Source organism: Desulfobacterales bacterium (assembly GCA_034520365.1).
Lineage (GTDB): Bacteria > Desulfobacterota > Desulfobacteria > Desulfobacterales > Desulfosalsimonadaceae > M55B175.
Genome location: JAXHNP010000002.1, coordinates 525,611 through 539,007, shown reverse-complemented (window position 1 = coordinate 539,007; position 13,397 = coordinate 525,611). Strand labels below are relative to the sequence as shown.

The window sequence follows — 13,397 nt, the reverse complement described above, 5'->3', positions numbered from 1 at the left end:
ACCATATGAAACCAAGACCTCTTGTTCTTATTTGTTTATTGATTTTTCTGGGCGCCTTCCTTATTCGCTACGTATATGTAATGGAAACAGAGGTGGTCAATCCGGTTCAAGCAGACGCTAAACAGTATTTCTCCTATGGATACAACCTTTTTCAACACGGGGTTTATTCCAAGCAGCGCGCAGAAGACGCTTCAGCGTTAACCCCGGATTCTTTCCGTTCTCCGGGGTATCCGCTTCTAATTGCCGCCAGTTTTTCCCTGGGAGGGGAAAAACATTTTTATCCTGTGCTTTTATTTATCCAGGTATTTTTAAGCAGCATTACGGCTGTTCTTACCCTGTGGCTTGCATGGAGGGTGTTAGCTCCAACGTGGGCGGTTGTCTCTGCTGTTTTGGTCGCACTTAGCCCGCATCTGGTTGTCATGTGCGGTTACATGCTGACTGAAACCCTTTTTTCCTTTCTTATTGTTTCAGCGCTGCTTCTTTATACAGAAGCGCACGTGCAGAAGAAATTTTATCTGTTTATTATTTCTTCGGTTTTCTGGGGTTTCGCATATCTTACAAATGAAACCGCACTTTTTATTCCATTTTGCCTGGCGCTGATCTCCTGTTTTCTGATCCGGCGGGAAAAGTTTTCTGCAAATATTGATTATCGCTGGGTGGCTGTGTTTGTTGTTTTTTTTGCTGTATTTCCCATATCCTGGACGGCCAGAAACCATATGATTGTGCCTGATAATGCCCCTCAGGGTTCTTCAAGGGCGCTTAATACAATTACCCACGGCAGTTATATTGACTTTATCTATGAGTCAGAAGAGTATAAGTATTTTCCATATTACGAAGATCCGATGCAGCCGGATATCAGCAACTCTTATTCAAAATTCCTGGAGGTTTTCTGGCTGCGCTTCAAGGAAAGACCGGGTGAATATATAGCCTGGTACCTGGTAAAGAAACCCTATTATTTCTGGAGTTGGGATATTTTGCAGGGGCAGGGCGACATATATGTCTATCCCGTAAAAACATCACTTTATACGCAAAACAGGCTGGCTGATGCAGCTCGTGGTTTTTTCAGGTTCATACATCCCGTGCTTATGATTTTTTTTCTCGGCGGGCTGATATATCTTTTGGGCAAAGTTTTTGCGTCCGGTAAGTCAGGGATGCAGCAGAAGATTGTTTTTGCTTCTTTGGGCTGGATTCCTGTTTATTATACCCTGCTCTACATGGTTTTTGCGTCATGGCCCAGGTACGCGCTGCCGCTTCGGCCCGTATTTTTTATTATTGCCGTCCTGGCCCTGACCCGATTATTCTTTTTCTGCAAAAGCCGCCTGGAAAGTGCCGGACATATCGGAAACATCTAACATGTTAACCGCAAAAAAAAGGCGAGTCCTGAATGAAAAAAGAGAATCCGGATCCTGAAAAATTTCTTTTAACAGGGATTATCACGGGTACAAATAAACCCTAAAAAAGTTAAAAAAAAACGTTTATCAAATAATTTTAACATTACGAAATTATATTACGGGCTTCCATTTCATTTTTCGCAATCTTTCCGGCTTGGATGACATTCAAAATGTCGGAAATTTCTGCATAATGAATCGAAAGGCGGTCGATGCGCTTCTCGAATTTCGGGAAAAGAACAGATACCTTCCAGGACTGCGGGCTTTAGTCGGCTTCCGCCAGGGTTGGATTACCTGCAACAGGGAGGAAAGACCCGGCAGCAAGCCCGGAATGACCTATGGAAAACTAATTAACCTAGCGATGGATGCCATCTTTTCTTTTTCCGATATTCCCATACGATTGTGCCTCTTTGTGGGGATTATCGGAATGCTGATCTGTTTTGGCGCATTTTTTTATATCATTTTGAGTAAACTATTAGGGATTGCTCCATTCGGCTGGTCCTCAACAACCATCAGTATTTTTTTTATTGGATTTATTGAATTGATCTTCCTTGGTATTATGGGAGAATACATCTATCGCATATTCAAGGAGACCCAAAACAGACCCCATTATATCATAAAAAATAATAGAGTAGCTCTGAGACCGGCTCAATGACAAGGCGCTTAATTGTCTTCAAAATACTATTTATCCTGAAGTTCATACATTGAAAAATGGGCTTTAACTGATTTTGTCTATGCTTGGCGACTTATCAACAAAGGGGACTTCCAATACAACGGGTTTTTCGGTTCCCCGCAGTTTTGTCGGTTCTCTGCTTTTCCTGCTTTTTTTAATGTCGTTCATTTTTATGCCTACCTGGAAAATGACGGGCACTTTTCAGCGCCAATATGGACTGTTATGCATTTCATTATTACTGGGTGCGCTTTGGTCCTATGCAGCGGCGGGGGAACTTTCGTTTCTCCGGATAAAAAAAAGTGCAATCCCAAATAAAAAAACGCTCTTTATTATCTTTTTTTTCTTTGTTCTGCTTTATAATTATAAAGCCCTGCAATCAGTCATCCCCTGGCGGGGGGATGAGGCCTATCATATCGTTTATACGTTAAAAGCGCTTTTTTTTCTCTTTAAAATCCAGAAACCGGCAATGCTCCCATTTGCCTTCTTGTCTGTTTTCTTCCTTGTATTAGCATTTCGTAAATCGACGCTGTTTATCCCAGTTGGTATTATTTTACTCATTTTTATCATTTTTTCGGTTGAGCAAATTAATGAAAACCAATTTCTTGCTTATGGAAACAGACAGCTTGCCTTGAGGTATCCATTTTTATCAAGATGGGCCCATACTGCATATTCCGGATGATTTCGGCCACCAATTCCGATTCATCTCGGCCACCAATTCCGGATGATTCCGGCCAGTGATTCCGATTGATTTCGGCCACCGATTCCGACGGAAGTCGGCCGGTGATTCCGATCCATTTCGGCCACCCATCACAAGTAATTTTTTGAGCAAAGCTTCGCTGGTGAACAAAAATTATTAGCGGTAAGTTGTGCCTCTTTTAATCATTCAAAGGAGGTGCAAATGCCAGCGGAGCGAATCACCATGCGAAAAATCAAAGAAGTTTTACGTCTCAAGTTCGAATGCAAACTCAGTAACCGAAAGATTGCCAACAGTACTTCCATCGCCCGTAGCACGGTAGGCGATTATATCCAGCGGGTCAAGGCTGCGGGCCTTGGCTGGCCGCTTCCGGAGGATATGGATGATGCGCAATTAGAAAAGATCCTGTTTGACCAGGTGCCCTGCACGTCCAAGGATCACCGGCCGCCTTTAAATTTCTCCTATGTCCACCAGGAGCTCAAACGCAAGGGCGTGACCCTCATGCTGTTATGGCATGAATATAAAGCCCAAAACCCCCAAGGCTATCAATACAGCCAGTTCTGTCATCTCTATCGCCAATGGCGCGATAAACTGGACCCGGTCATGCGCCAGGACCACCGGGCAGGAGAAAAGCTCTTTGTCGACTACAGCGGCATGACCGTGCCGATTACCGATTCCGGAAGCGGCACCACCTCCGAGGCCCAGATCTTTATCGCCTGTATGGGCGCTTCCAATTACACCTACGCCGAAGCAAGCTTGAGTCAAAACCTGTCGGACTGGATTGATTCCCATGTCCGGGTATTTGAATTTTTAGGCGGTGTGCCGGAGCTGGTCATCCCCGATAATCTCAAAAGCGGTGTGAACAAGGCCTGTCGATATGAGCCGGATCTAAACCCCACGTATCTGGATATGGCCAATCATTATGACACCGCTGTTATCCCGGCCCGGGTCCGGGCACCCAAGGATAAAGCCAAGGCTGAGGTCAGCGTCCAGATTGTGGAACGCTGGATTTTGGCTAGGCTTCGCAACCGGACGTTCTTCAGTGTCACCGAGTTAAACCGGGCGATCGATGAGCTTTTGGTTGAGCTAAACAACAAGTCCTTCCAGAAATTGCCGGGAACCCGAAAAAGCGTGTTTGAGTCCATGGACAAGCCGGCTTTAAAACCGCTGCCCATGGCACGGTATCAGTTTGCCCAATGGAAAAAAGCCCGGGTGCATGTTGATTATCATGTGGAAGTCGACGGCCATTATTACAGTGTGCCTTACCAGCTTATGAAAAAGCAGCTCGACGTCAGGATAACCGCCAATACCGTGGAATGCTTTTATAAGGGCAAAAGGGTGGCCAGTCATGCCTCAAGCGACCGGATGGGCCGGCATACCACGCTCAAGGAACATATGCCCAAAAAGCACCAGCAATATGCGGAATGGACGCCTGAGCGCCTGGTGCGCTGGGCTGGTAAAATCGGCCCCCATACGGCTGAGTTGATCGAAAAAGTGATGGCTGTTCGTATCCATCCTCAGCAGGGCTTTCGCAGCTGTCTGGGCATTCTTCGGCTGGGCAAAAGCTATGGGGAGGAGCGGCTTGAAGCCGCTGCCTGTCGGGCCAATCAAATCGGCGGCAAAAGCTATAAAAGCGTGGAGTCCATCCTGAAGAACGGGCTGGATCGCAAGCCCCTGGCCGAGGAAGAGTCTTCGGGGAAGCCGATTGACCACGCCAACATCAGGGGCGGGAAATATTACGAGTAAAAGGTATGGATCTGATCTTAATTGGGGGCGCTGCCCCCAAACCCCCGGGGTTAACGCATTATGGACCAAAGTATGAGAGATGGGCCGCACGCAGGGTACGGCCCTCATACTTCGGTCACCCTGGCCGGCGCTCGGGTCGCTCCCCAGCGTTGCCCTATCCTCCGGCAAAGGCGGATATCAATATAGCCTATTCATTAAACTTTGAAAAGATAAAAAAGGAAAATATATCATGTTGACCCATCCGATTATGGACAAATTACAGGCAATGAAGTTCTACGGCATGCGAAAGGCATTTGAAGAGCAACTGCAGACGGCTGATATCGAAAAGTTCTCCTTTGAAGAACGCTTGGGTCTGCTTGTGGATCGAGAACATACAGAAAGGCAGGATAGACAGCTAAAGACCCGGCTGAAAAAAGCCAAGCTGCGGCATCAGACCAGTATGGAGGACATAGATTATACCTATCCCCGGGGGCTGGATAAGCAGTTCATATTATCGCTTGCCGCCTGCGAATGGTTAAAAGCCCGTCACAATGTATTTATCACCGGGCCGACCGGGATCGGAAAATCGTATTTGGCCTGCGCACTTGCCCACAAGGCCTGTCTGGAAGGATACAGTGCGTTGTATCTGCGGGTGCCGAAATTGTTCTCCGAGCTGAGTCTGGCCAAAGGCGACGGCCGTTACGGCAAACTTTTGGCCGGCTTTGCCAAAACGCACTTATTAATCCTCGATGACTGGGGCTTATCAAACCTTACCAAGGAGCAGCAGCGGGATTTTCTTGAAATCATAGAGGATCGCTGTGAGATCCACTCAACAGTAATCACCAGCCAGCTGCCGGTATCGCATTGGCACGAGGTCATCGATGATCCGACCCTGGCCGATGCCATCCTCGACCGCCTGGTTCACAATGCATACAAAATCAATCTGAAAGGAGACTCTATGCGGAAGAAAAAAAGAAAGTTGACTTAAAGCGAGTAATTTGTGAAGGAAAAGACAGCGTCGCTTTGCTCCGAAAAAGTGGCCGACATCATCCGGAACGAGTGGCCGGAATCAATCGGAACAGGTGGCCGACTTCGTCCGGAACAGGCGGCCGAAATCGCCCGGAATGAGTGGCCGACTTCGCCGGAATACGCACCCATACGGTGATAATTTATATCGCGCGGTGGTTTGGGGGTGAATTCAATGAATTCACCTACCGACTGGTACCGTTGATATGCGCTGTTCTTTTAACTTGGTATGCCGCCCTGAAGCCTTTTAAAGAAAAGTATGTCTATATAGCCTGCTTCTGGGGGCTGGCAATCAGTACCATCCCGATTATCGTTTACTATTCTTCGATTCTTTATCTCGAGCTCCCGGCAATCATCCTGATGACAATCGTCTGTATAAATGCAGAGCATCTATTAACCCATGACTTTGACGAGATACGGAAGAATGCGGCCTGGTATGCTTTGATATTAATCGGATTTATAAAGGAGAACACACTGCCTTTTCTGTTGTGTTTTCTGGTCTTGCGCTTCGTCATAAGGGTTTTTTACAGTCAATCCGGGGGTTCTGTTTTAAGGCGGTTTCGGGATGAAGTGGTTGTCGGGTATGGTGTGCTCTTTCCTTTGGTTTTGTTTGTTTTTCTGCGATGGCAGTTTTTGGATATGCATGATGATTACACGGAGATCACAAGGCTGCTGGATTTTAAATTATATCATGTGTTCATGCTTTCTTTTTTAAGACAGATCGGCGTGGTGGCCATCCTGTTCATACCTGCCGCCATAGTCCTGTGGAGGGGTAAAAAGCATGGCATGCTGATTTTTTTATCGTTAAATATTATTCTGATCCCATTATTTCATATGGCGCTTAAGGCTCAATACACGGGTTACAGCAGATTCATGCTGCTTCTGGTTCCCGTGTTTCTTGCCGCTGCGAATATAACGTTTTCTTATATAGCTGAAAAAAATAAGAGGGCGGTGCTTATCATTGTATCTAGCTGCATAGCCGTTAACATCTATATGACGCCGTTAAATTTTGATGGAACAAAAAAATCTTTCTGGGGCAATCCTATATTTGATACATCCGAACATTATTACCCTTATAGAAAAATGATCCGGTGGCTGAAAAAAAATTATAACCCAGGCAAAAACCGGGTATTATTTGCCAATAACGGATATCCCTATCGGGGGTTGCAGTTTTATCTGCTAAAATTCAATTGGCATCCATTTCATTTAGTTTCAAATGATACGGATCTAACGGATATCTGCAGGAAAGCCGAAAAATCAGATATAGACGTAATTGTATTCAAGCCGCCGCCGGATCATCCGGAATATCAGCCTGAGCTGGGTTGCGATTATAATTTTGAACATAAAGTCAGAAATACGGAACACTCGCTGATCACATACAAAAGGGCTGACCAAACAGATTCATAAAGCCCTTTCGCAATCCCGGCATTTATTTTTAAAAACAACGGCGCCACCAGTTAAGCGCAGGAAAAGAGAACATTTATATGGAAAGGAAAGATTCAAAGTTAAATGATTTTTTGTTAAGCGTGATTGTGCCTGTGTACAATGAAGAGAATACAATTATTGAGTTGTTGAATCGTGTTTTCTACGCTCCTTTTCGAAAAGAAATTATCGTTGTGGATGATGGTTCAACAGATAAGACGCTGGAGGTTTTATCGAAATACGACAACCCTTCGGTCAAACTGATTTCACACGAACGGAATCAGGGAAAGGGCAGGGCGCTTCAAACCGGATTGGATAAAGCGAACGGCGACATTATTGTGATCCAGGATGCGGATCTGGAATACGATCCGGAGGAATATCCGGTACTGCTCAATCCGATCATATCAGGTAATGCGGATGTGGTTTACGGATCGCGGTTTGGCGGGCATGGCGAACATCGGGTGCTGTATTTTTGGCATTATGCGGGAAATCGGTTTTTGACGCTTCTTTCGAACATGTTAACGGATTTGAATTTAACAGATATGGAAACCTGCTATAAAGCCTTTACCCGGCAGGCTCTCGACGGCATCCGGATAAACGAGAAGCGGTTTGGCTTTGAGCCCGAAATTACGGCAAAAATAGCCAAAAAGAAACTTAGAATTTACGAAGTGCCGATTTCTTACTACGGGCGGACATACGAAGAGGGGAAAAAAATTAATTGGCGCGACGGGTTGTGGGCGCTTTGGTGTATATTACGGTACAATCTGTTTGGGAGATAACTGTGCCGTCTTTGATGTATTCAAAACAGGAAAGATAAATGAATAATTTGGTGAGCAAGCAGGTTCTGGTGACCGGCGGCGCGGGATTTATCGGTTCCCATTTGTGCGAACGGTTGCTTGATAAAGGGCATGAAGTTCTTTGTGTGGATAACTGTTATACCGGAAACAAGGGCAACATTTATCACTTGATGGAAAACCCGAAGTTTGAATTCATGCGCCATGACATCACCTTTCCGCTGTATGTGGAAGTCGATGAGATTTATAATCTGGCCTGCCCGGCATCGCCGATTCACTACCAATTCGATCCGGTCCAAACCACCAAAACATCCGTGCACGGTGCCATAAATATGCTCGGGCTTGCAAAACGCGTCAAAGCGCGAATTCTTCAGGCTTCCACTTCAGAGGTATACGGCGATCCGGAAATCCATCCCCAGCCGGAAAGTTATTGGGGAAATGTCAATCCCGTGGGCCGGCGTTCCTGCTATGACGAAGGCAAGCGCTGTGCGGAAACGCTGTTTTTTGATTATTACCGCCAGCACCAACTGCCGGTAAAAGTGGTTCGCATTTTTAATACATATGGCCCCCGAATGCATGTTGATGACGGGCGTGTGGTTTCCAATTTTATTCTTCAAGCCTTGCGCGGAGAACCGATTTCCCTCTTTGGCGATGGCTCGCAGACCCGTTCCTTTTGTTATGTGGATGACCTCGTCGACGGCCTGATCGCAATGATGAGCACGGAAGACGACTTTACCGGCCCGCTAAACCTTGGCAATCCTGTTGAAATTCCAATATTGGAACTCGCTCAGAAAATAATAGAGCTTACGTCTTCAAAATCAAAGATTGAATTCAGCCTTCTCCCTTCGGACGATCCAAGAAGGCGAAGGCCTGATATAACCCTGGCAGGCGAAAAGTTTGGCTGGAAACCAGCAGTAGATCTCGAGCAGGGACTGGAAAAAACCATTGCTTATTTCGAGGGTCTGTTAAACCCTCTCTGACTATAAAATTTGGACACGCGTCCTCGTCAGGGTTAGATGGTTTTTAAGCGTGGATCCCGAGTATCTGCTGCGGATTATGATGCTATTATAATCCACTATCGATCCTTGCGCAGCGAATTGACATAATCCTGGGCGTCCATTTCCCACAAGCCCTTTCCTGTACCGTAAAGTTCTCGCCAATCCAGGAGCGGTCTGCTTCGTCTTTTTATTTTAAGCCGTGTGACGATGCTGTCGAGCAACCTGATCAATTCTTCATCGTCCAATAGATCGATTTCTTTTTCAATTTTTTTTATATCAACGGTTTCTTTCATTGGTTAAGCTCCAAATTTGAGTATCATTTATGTCTTTTTGAAATAAGGAGATATCTTGACTTAGTGTACAAAAGTTTATATTTTAAAATATAAACTTATAAAACAGGAGGCGGCATTGAATGAAAGCAACGGCAAAAGAGCTCAGGTTTTACTCTAAGGAGCTTATAAATACGGTTAGAAGAGGCGAAGAGGTTGTTATTACTTACCGGGGAAAGCCTTGCGCAAAATTGATTCCTTATCCGGAAAATGAAGGGAAAAACCGGAAAAAAAATGTTTTGTACGGCATATGGAAAGATAATCAGCAGGTAGACGATGTTGAGGCTTATATCAGGGAATTAAGGAAGGGGCGGTTTTAAGTGCTCATCGATACAGATGTCCTGATTTGGTACATGAAAGGTAATGAAAATGCTTATAAAACTGCGGTCAGAATCCCTCATTTTTTCAACAATTCATTTACCGCTTCTGATAAATTCGGGAGGTCATCCTGGATGATTTTCCATACAATTTCCAGATCAACACCAAAGTATTCATGGATTAAAAGGTTTCTGAAGTCTTTTATGTCTTGCCAATCAATGTTTTTATATTCGCTTTTCATGGAATCCGGCAACTTGCCCACGGCTTCGCCTATAATTTCAAATTCTCTGATCACCGCGGAATAGGTTTTTCGGTCCCGGCAGAACGCTTCAAAGGACATCTCTTCAATATATTCGAAAATGGCTTGGCAGGATTCTGAGATATCTGAAAAATAGAGGCGATAGTCCCTTTCAGGCATAGATGATTTGCTCCCTGATGCTTTCTCTCACCAGCGGTTTTAAAGATTGTTCAAAACCGAGATCGACTTTTTTCCCGAATTCATTTTCAAGGAACCGTTTCAGCCTGAAAAAATTATGGATATTTTTGCTTGTACCTTCAAGCTCAACAACCATATCAATATCGCTTGAAGAAACAGGGCGGCCATGGGCATAACTGCCAAAGAGGCCGATCCGTATCACGCCGAACTGTTCATAGAGCGATTTTTTGTTTGTTTTTAAATAAGCCATTATTTCATCGTTTGTGAATGTATTCATTGCCCGCACCGTATAGTTTCGCCACTCCGGGATTTTATATTTTCAGCGATTACAAAACGATATCATTTGGATGATTATATATCTCCCAAGCTATATCTGTCAAAAATATTCAATAGCAGGTACAAGCGCCCCGCGGCCGAAGCCTGGCCTCAAGGTGTGCAAGCAGGAGTCGGCTCCAACGTTTGCACCTCGTTTATCGACTTTTTATTTGTTTAGTAATTATTGTATGCTAGGCGTTCTTTTTTGTCAATAAACGCCAAAACAGGGCATGAAAGGCATGCACAAAGCAGATGGAAAGCCCGGACTGTTCAGCGGAATTTTCCAGAATTTGATTTTTTGCAAATTGAAAGTTTTTGTTGCAACTTGCAAAAAATCCGATACAGGGAAAAAACATCATCACCGGCAGCCAGCAATTCAATGTCAGAGATGCATTAAACCAGTCCCTGGCCGGGAGAATCGGGATTTTGCCCCTTTTTGAAAATATGGTGGTGGCGGAGATGTTCAAGTATCATTATCATCATGTTCTCCAGATAGAAAGACCCTCTGGATGCCTGCCTCCGCAGGCATGACAGACGGGGTGATGTCTTTTTTTGAATATGTATCGGCCTCCCGGAACGTTTTCTTGTTTTAAATGAACAATAACTGGAGTCTTCCGGATAACCGGATTCTTTTATTCTTTTATTTGCATCTCTTCACCTGCCCTGATACATTTAAAAAAGCAAAAATGATGAAAGCGCGGAGGTTTTCTACGACGAAAAAAGAAAAACTGCTTGACCGAATAACGATTCATTCGGAAATAATGCTTGGAAAACCAACAATTCGAGGGATGAGAATCACCGTTGAACAGTTGTTGAGAGCGCTTTCCCAGGGCATTTCCGAACAGGAATTGCTTGAAGAGTATCCGGAACTTGAAAAAGCGGATATTCAGGCGGTTTTTGTTTATGTAACGGGTCTGGTGGAAGAGGAGCAGGTTTTTCCCGTCCGAGGATCCGCATGAATGCTATAAAACTCAAGTTTCTTGTTTCAAAATGATCGCTTCCGGATAAAACCCATTCGTTAATCAGCGACCCCCTCCCTATGGCTTCGAGAGTTTTTTGCGATCCCACCGGCCGGGTCTTCGGCCTGATGCCCCACCCGGAAGCCTTCAACCATCCCACCAACCATCCCGACTGGCGCCGGGCAAAAGCTGCCAGCGGCGGGGTGAAAATGTATTAAAATCTGATGAAGATTCTCGAAGGCTAATTTCCAAATGCGGTTACCCTGTAGGTTGATCTGGCTGGCCGATTTCCAGGTTCCGGCATCACTTTTTTTTCGGAGGAGAAAATGTTTGAGAATCTGCCTGGCTTCTTCTTCCATGGATCTGCCGTTTTCAGCAGCGCTGATGACAGCAGGCTGGCTTTTAAGGACTCATCGATATTGCGCAGGGTCAGGCTTGCCATAACCAAAACCTCTTTAAATGCGGGAGCGCGGAAAGATTTATGTAGAGTTGCGGGCGTACGCCCTGATTTGATTTAAAAAGTCTTCGAAATTGTTAAGGTGTTTTTTTATTATGCCATAAATAAGTGCATCGTCTATTCGATCATACCCGTGAACAAGGATGTTTCTAGTACCTGCCATGGGCATCAAAAAGCTTAGACTCTCTTTGGTAATAATGCCGGCTTCTGCAACCACAGAAAAAATACTCTTGTTGTCGGAAGGTTCTGAAAGGCCCTGATTTGCTATAATGATTTTTCCGATATCCATACAGGCCTCAATGGCTACCTGGATATTTCTTTCCGCAATATCCTTATAATCCCGGGATGTTGCATATTCTTCAAAAGAGCTAATCTTTCGTGACAGGTCTTTGAGTTTTGAGATTCGCTGTTCAGCGGTGTCTATCTTTTTTTCAATGGTTTTCATGTCGTAGATTCTCTATTGCGCGGTGCAGGACATAGTTTTTGCGCGTAATTCTTCCAAAAACGGCCGGAAATCAAAATATAATCCCCTTAAGGCGGCTTCATATTCAAGCCGGCTTTCAGGATCTCCTTCATAGAGGAGAATACCTGTTGATACAGCTTGGTAGGCGGTTTCTATGGAAGCGGAATTCAGAATTATAACATCGGTTTGTCGACCCATCAGGGTGCCTAAATCTGCTGCCGCCATATAAGCCGGTGCGGAGTTTATAACGGGATCTTGTTTGTAAAGTGAATGTTCCAGAAAAAAGGCCAGGTCGATATCGGAATTGGGCTTGAACTTTTCCGGCTGTAATGCCGAGCCAAAGAGATATACCGCCAAAATGCAGTTCTGCGCATTATCGGAATTGGATATATAGTGGTTTAGGCAGCGCTCGACGGCTTCTACCAAGCTGTTGTCTGTTTCGTTGGCTGCATTTTTGGTTTTTGAGGTCATTTTTATCCGGTGGATGTTAAATTTGTATTTGTATTATGTCAATTTTTTATCAGGCATTTATATCTTATTCAAGCTCGATTTTGCAGTTTGATTTTGCAATTGTTGGTAACAAGTGGCGGATGCGCTCTCGCTTATCCGCCCTACGATAAGCCCTACGGCAAGGAATGGGTCTGGCGCTTATCCACCCTTCTACAACTGTTCCTCCACCCGCGGCCCTGTTAACGGACATAGAGTCGGCACGGTGGCCGACTCTACGACGCATGTGGCCGTAGGGCAGGCCACCGTGCCTGCCTAAAAAAAGACAGAACAAATTTGCCGTGGAGGGCTGTTGCAAGGGCTGGACGTAACGGGACAGGTAAAACTTCTGCTAAAGTGATTACAGAAGTGTAGGCAGAAGCTGTGCCTTTTGAGATTATTTCCATTAGCTGTTTTACGAGGGGGCCGTATGTTTCATGGGCCTCAATAAAGTATATTATAGGAGCCGTATCGATAAATACATTTTCCACTGCGGGTTATGATGCTATTATAATCCACTATCGATCCTTGCGCAGCGAATTGACATAATCCTAGGCGTCCATTTCCCACAACCCCTTTCCTGCACCGTAAAGTTCTCGCCAATCCCGGAGCGGTCTGCTTCGTCTTTTTATTTTAAGCCGTGTGACGATGCTGTCGAGCAACCTGATCAATTGCGGCTTCATCCATTTCTTTTGCCAGGCCATAGTCGAGCAAAACTTCTTCAATTTTTTTATAAGTGGTATAATCGAGAATAACGCTCTTTATATGACCTTTCTGGTCTGTTATATACTCAGCATCATACGGAAAACCGATTTTCCCGGAATCAGAGTCATTTATTTGCATTGGAATTTCTCCTTGGGGTTTAAAATTATACGCTCCTTTTAAAAAATGGCTGCTTATCAATTTATCAACTT

Annotated in this window: 19 protein-coding genes and 1 pseudogene; 13 read left to right on the top strand and 7 right to left on the bottom strand. The window is 44.9% G+C overall.

Annotated features, from left to right (window positions below):
- Positions 1 to 5 precede the first annotated feature (5 nt).
- From U5L07_02735 to U5L07_02695, 9 genes are all read left to right on the top strand, one after another.
- Positions 6 to 1,352, top strand: coding sequence for a glycosyltransferase family 39 protein (locus U5L07_02735; protein MDZ7830647.1), 1,347 nt, complete (start codon positions 6 to 8; stop codon positions 1,350 to 1,352).
- A gap of 229 nt (positions 1,353 to 1,581) precedes the next feature.
- Positions 1,582 to 2,043, top strand: coding sequence for a hypothetical protein (locus U5L07_02730; GenBank protein MDZ7830646.1), 462 nt, complete (start codon positions 1,582 to 1,584; stop codon positions 2,041 to 2,043).
- Positions 2,044 to 2,122: 79 nt separating this feature from the next.
- On the top strand, positions 2,123 to 2,740 hold the full coding sequence (locus tag U5L07_02725; protein ID MDZ7830645.1) for a hypothetical protein: 618 nt from the start codon (positions 2,123 to 2,125) through the stop codon (positions 2,738 to 2,740).
- Between the two features lie 240 nt (positions 2,741 to 2,980).
- On the top strand, positions 2,981 to 4,501 hold the full coding sequence (istA, locus tag U5L07_02720; GenBank protein MDZ7830644.1) for an IS21 family transposase: 1,521 nt from the start codon (positions 2,981 to 2,983) through the stop codon (positions 4,499 to 4,501).
- Positions 4,502 to 4,730: 229 nt separating this feature from the next.
- The gene (gene istB / locus U5L07_02715; protein MDZ7830643.1) at positions 4,731 to 5,468 is read left to right on the top strand and encodes an IS21-like element helper ATPase IstB; all 738 of its coding nucleotides are present in this window, start codon (positions 4,731 to 4,733) and stop codon (positions 5,466 to 5,468) included.
- A gap of 12 nt (positions 5,469 to 5,480) precedes the next feature.
- Positions 5,481 to 5,645, top strand: a complete 165-nt coding sequence (locus U5L07_02710) for a hypothetical protein (protein MDZ7830642.1) — start codon at positions 5,481 to 5,483, stop codon at positions 5,643 to 5,645.
- Positions 5,646 to 6,145: 500 nt separating this feature from the next.
- A complete protein-coding gene (locus U5L07_02705) occupies positions 6,146 to 6,913 on the top strand; it encodes a hypothetical protein (protein ID MDZ7830641.1) in 768 nt (255 codons plus the stop codon).
- Between the two features lie 77 nt (positions 6,914 to 6,990).
- A complete protein-coding gene (locus U5L07_02700; protein ID MDZ7830640.1) occupies positions 6,991 to 7,707 on the top strand; it encodes a glycosyltransferase family 2 protein in 717 nt (238 codons plus the stop codon).
- Between the two features lie 38 nt (positions 7,708 to 7,745).
- The gene (locus U5L07_02695) at positions 7,746 to 8,702 is read left to right on the top strand and encodes a UDP-glucuronic acid decarboxylase family protein (GenBank protein ID MDZ7830639.1); all 957 of its coding nucleotides are present in this window, start codon (positions 7,746 to 7,748) and stop codon (positions 8,700 to 8,702) included.
- A 95-nt stretch (positions 8,703 to 8,797) separates the two neighbouring features.
- On the opposite strand, the gene U5L07_02690 is transcribed toward U5L07_02695, so the two are convergent.
- A complete protein-coding gene (locus U5L07_02690; GenBank protein ID MDZ7830638.1) occupies positions 8,798 to 9,013 on the bottom strand; it encodes a hypothetical protein in 216 nt (71 codons plus the stop codon).
- A gap of 119 nt (positions 9,014 to 9,132) precedes the next feature.
- Between U5L07_02690 and U5L07_02685 the strand changes: the two genes are divergently transcribed.
- Complete coding sequence (locus U5L07_02685; GenBank protein ID MDZ7830637.1) at positions 9,133 to 9,369, top strand: type II toxin-antitoxin system prevent-host-death family antitoxin; 237 nt, start codon at positions 9,133 to 9,135, stop codon at positions 9,367 to 9,369.
- Between the two features lie 77 nt (positions 9,370 to 9,446).
- On the opposite strand, the gene U5L07_02680 is transcribed toward U5L07_02685, so the two are convergent.
- Together U5L07_02680 and U5L07_02675 are read right to left on the bottom strand one after the other, a co-directional pair.
- Positions 9,447 to 9,785, bottom strand: a complete 339-nt coding sequence (locus U5L07_02680) for a DUF86 domain-containing protein (protein MDZ7830636.1) — start codon at positions 9,783 to 9,785, stop codon at positions 9,447 to 9,449.
- A complete protein-coding gene (locus U5L07_02675; GenBank protein MDZ7830635.1) occupies positions 9,778 to 10,080 on the bottom strand; it encodes a nucleotidyltransferase family protein in 303 nt (100 codons plus the stop codon). Before U5L07_02675 ends, U5L07_02680 begins: the two co-directional genes overlap by 8 nt.
- A gap of 356 nt (positions 10,081 to 10,436) precedes the next feature.
- On the opposite strand from U5L07_02675, the gene U5L07_02670 reads away from it, so the two are divergent.
- From U5L07_02670 to U5L07_02660, 3 genes and pseudogenes are all read left to right on the top strand, one after another.
- Positions 10,437 to 10,649, top strand: a complete 213-nt coding sequence (locus tag U5L07_02670) for a hypothetical protein (protein MDZ7830634.1) — start codon at positions 10,437 to 10,439, stop codon at positions 10,647 to 10,649.
- Between the two features lie 62 nt (positions 10,650 to 10,711).
- Entirely contained in the window at positions 10,712 to 11,077 is a 366-nt protein-coding gene (locus tag U5L07_02665; GenBank protein MDZ7830633.1) for a DUF433 domain-containing protein, read from the top strand.
- A 98-nt stretch (positions 11,078 to 11,175) separates the two neighbouring features.
- Positions 11,176 to 11,295, top strand: a pseudogene (locus U5L07_02660) (phosphoribosylformylglycinamidine synthase subunit PurQ).
- Positions 11,296 to 11,318: 23 nt separating this feature from the next.
- Here U5L07_02660 and U5L07_02655 read toward each other — a convergent pair.
- From U5L07_02655 to U5L07_02640, 4 genes are all read right to left on the bottom strand, one after another.
- The gene (locus U5L07_02655) at positions 11,319 to 11,519 is read right to left on the bottom strand and encodes a hypothetical protein (protein MDZ7830632.1); all 201 of its coding nucleotides are present in this window, start codon (positions 11,517 to 11,519) and stop codon (positions 11,319 to 11,321) included.
- A 37-nt stretch (positions 11,520 to 11,556) separates the two neighbouring features.
- Positions 11,557 to 11,979 carry a DUF86 domain-containing protein gene (locus tag U5L07_02650; GenBank protein ID MDZ7830631.1) on the bottom strand — a complete coding sequence of 141 codons (423 nt, stop codon included), beginning with the start codon at positions 11,977 to 11,979 and terminating at the stop codon, positions 11,557 to 11,559.
- A gap of 12 nt (positions 11,980 to 11,991) precedes the next feature.
- The gene (locus tag U5L07_02645; protein ID MDZ7830630.1) at positions 11,992 to 12,468 is read right to left on the bottom strand and encodes a nucleotidyltransferase domain-containing protein; all 477 of its coding nucleotides are present in this window, start codon (positions 12,466 to 12,468) and stop codon (positions 11,992 to 11,994) included.
- A 648-nt stretch (positions 12,469 to 13,116) separates the two neighbouring features.
- The gene (locus U5L07_02640) at positions 13,117 to 13,326 is read right to left on the bottom strand and encodes a hypothetical protein (GenBank protein MDZ7830629.1); all 210 of its coding nucleotides are present in this window, start codon (positions 13,324 to 13,326) and stop codon (positions 13,117 to 13,119) included.
- Positions 13,327 to 13,397: the final 71 nt, after the last annotated feature.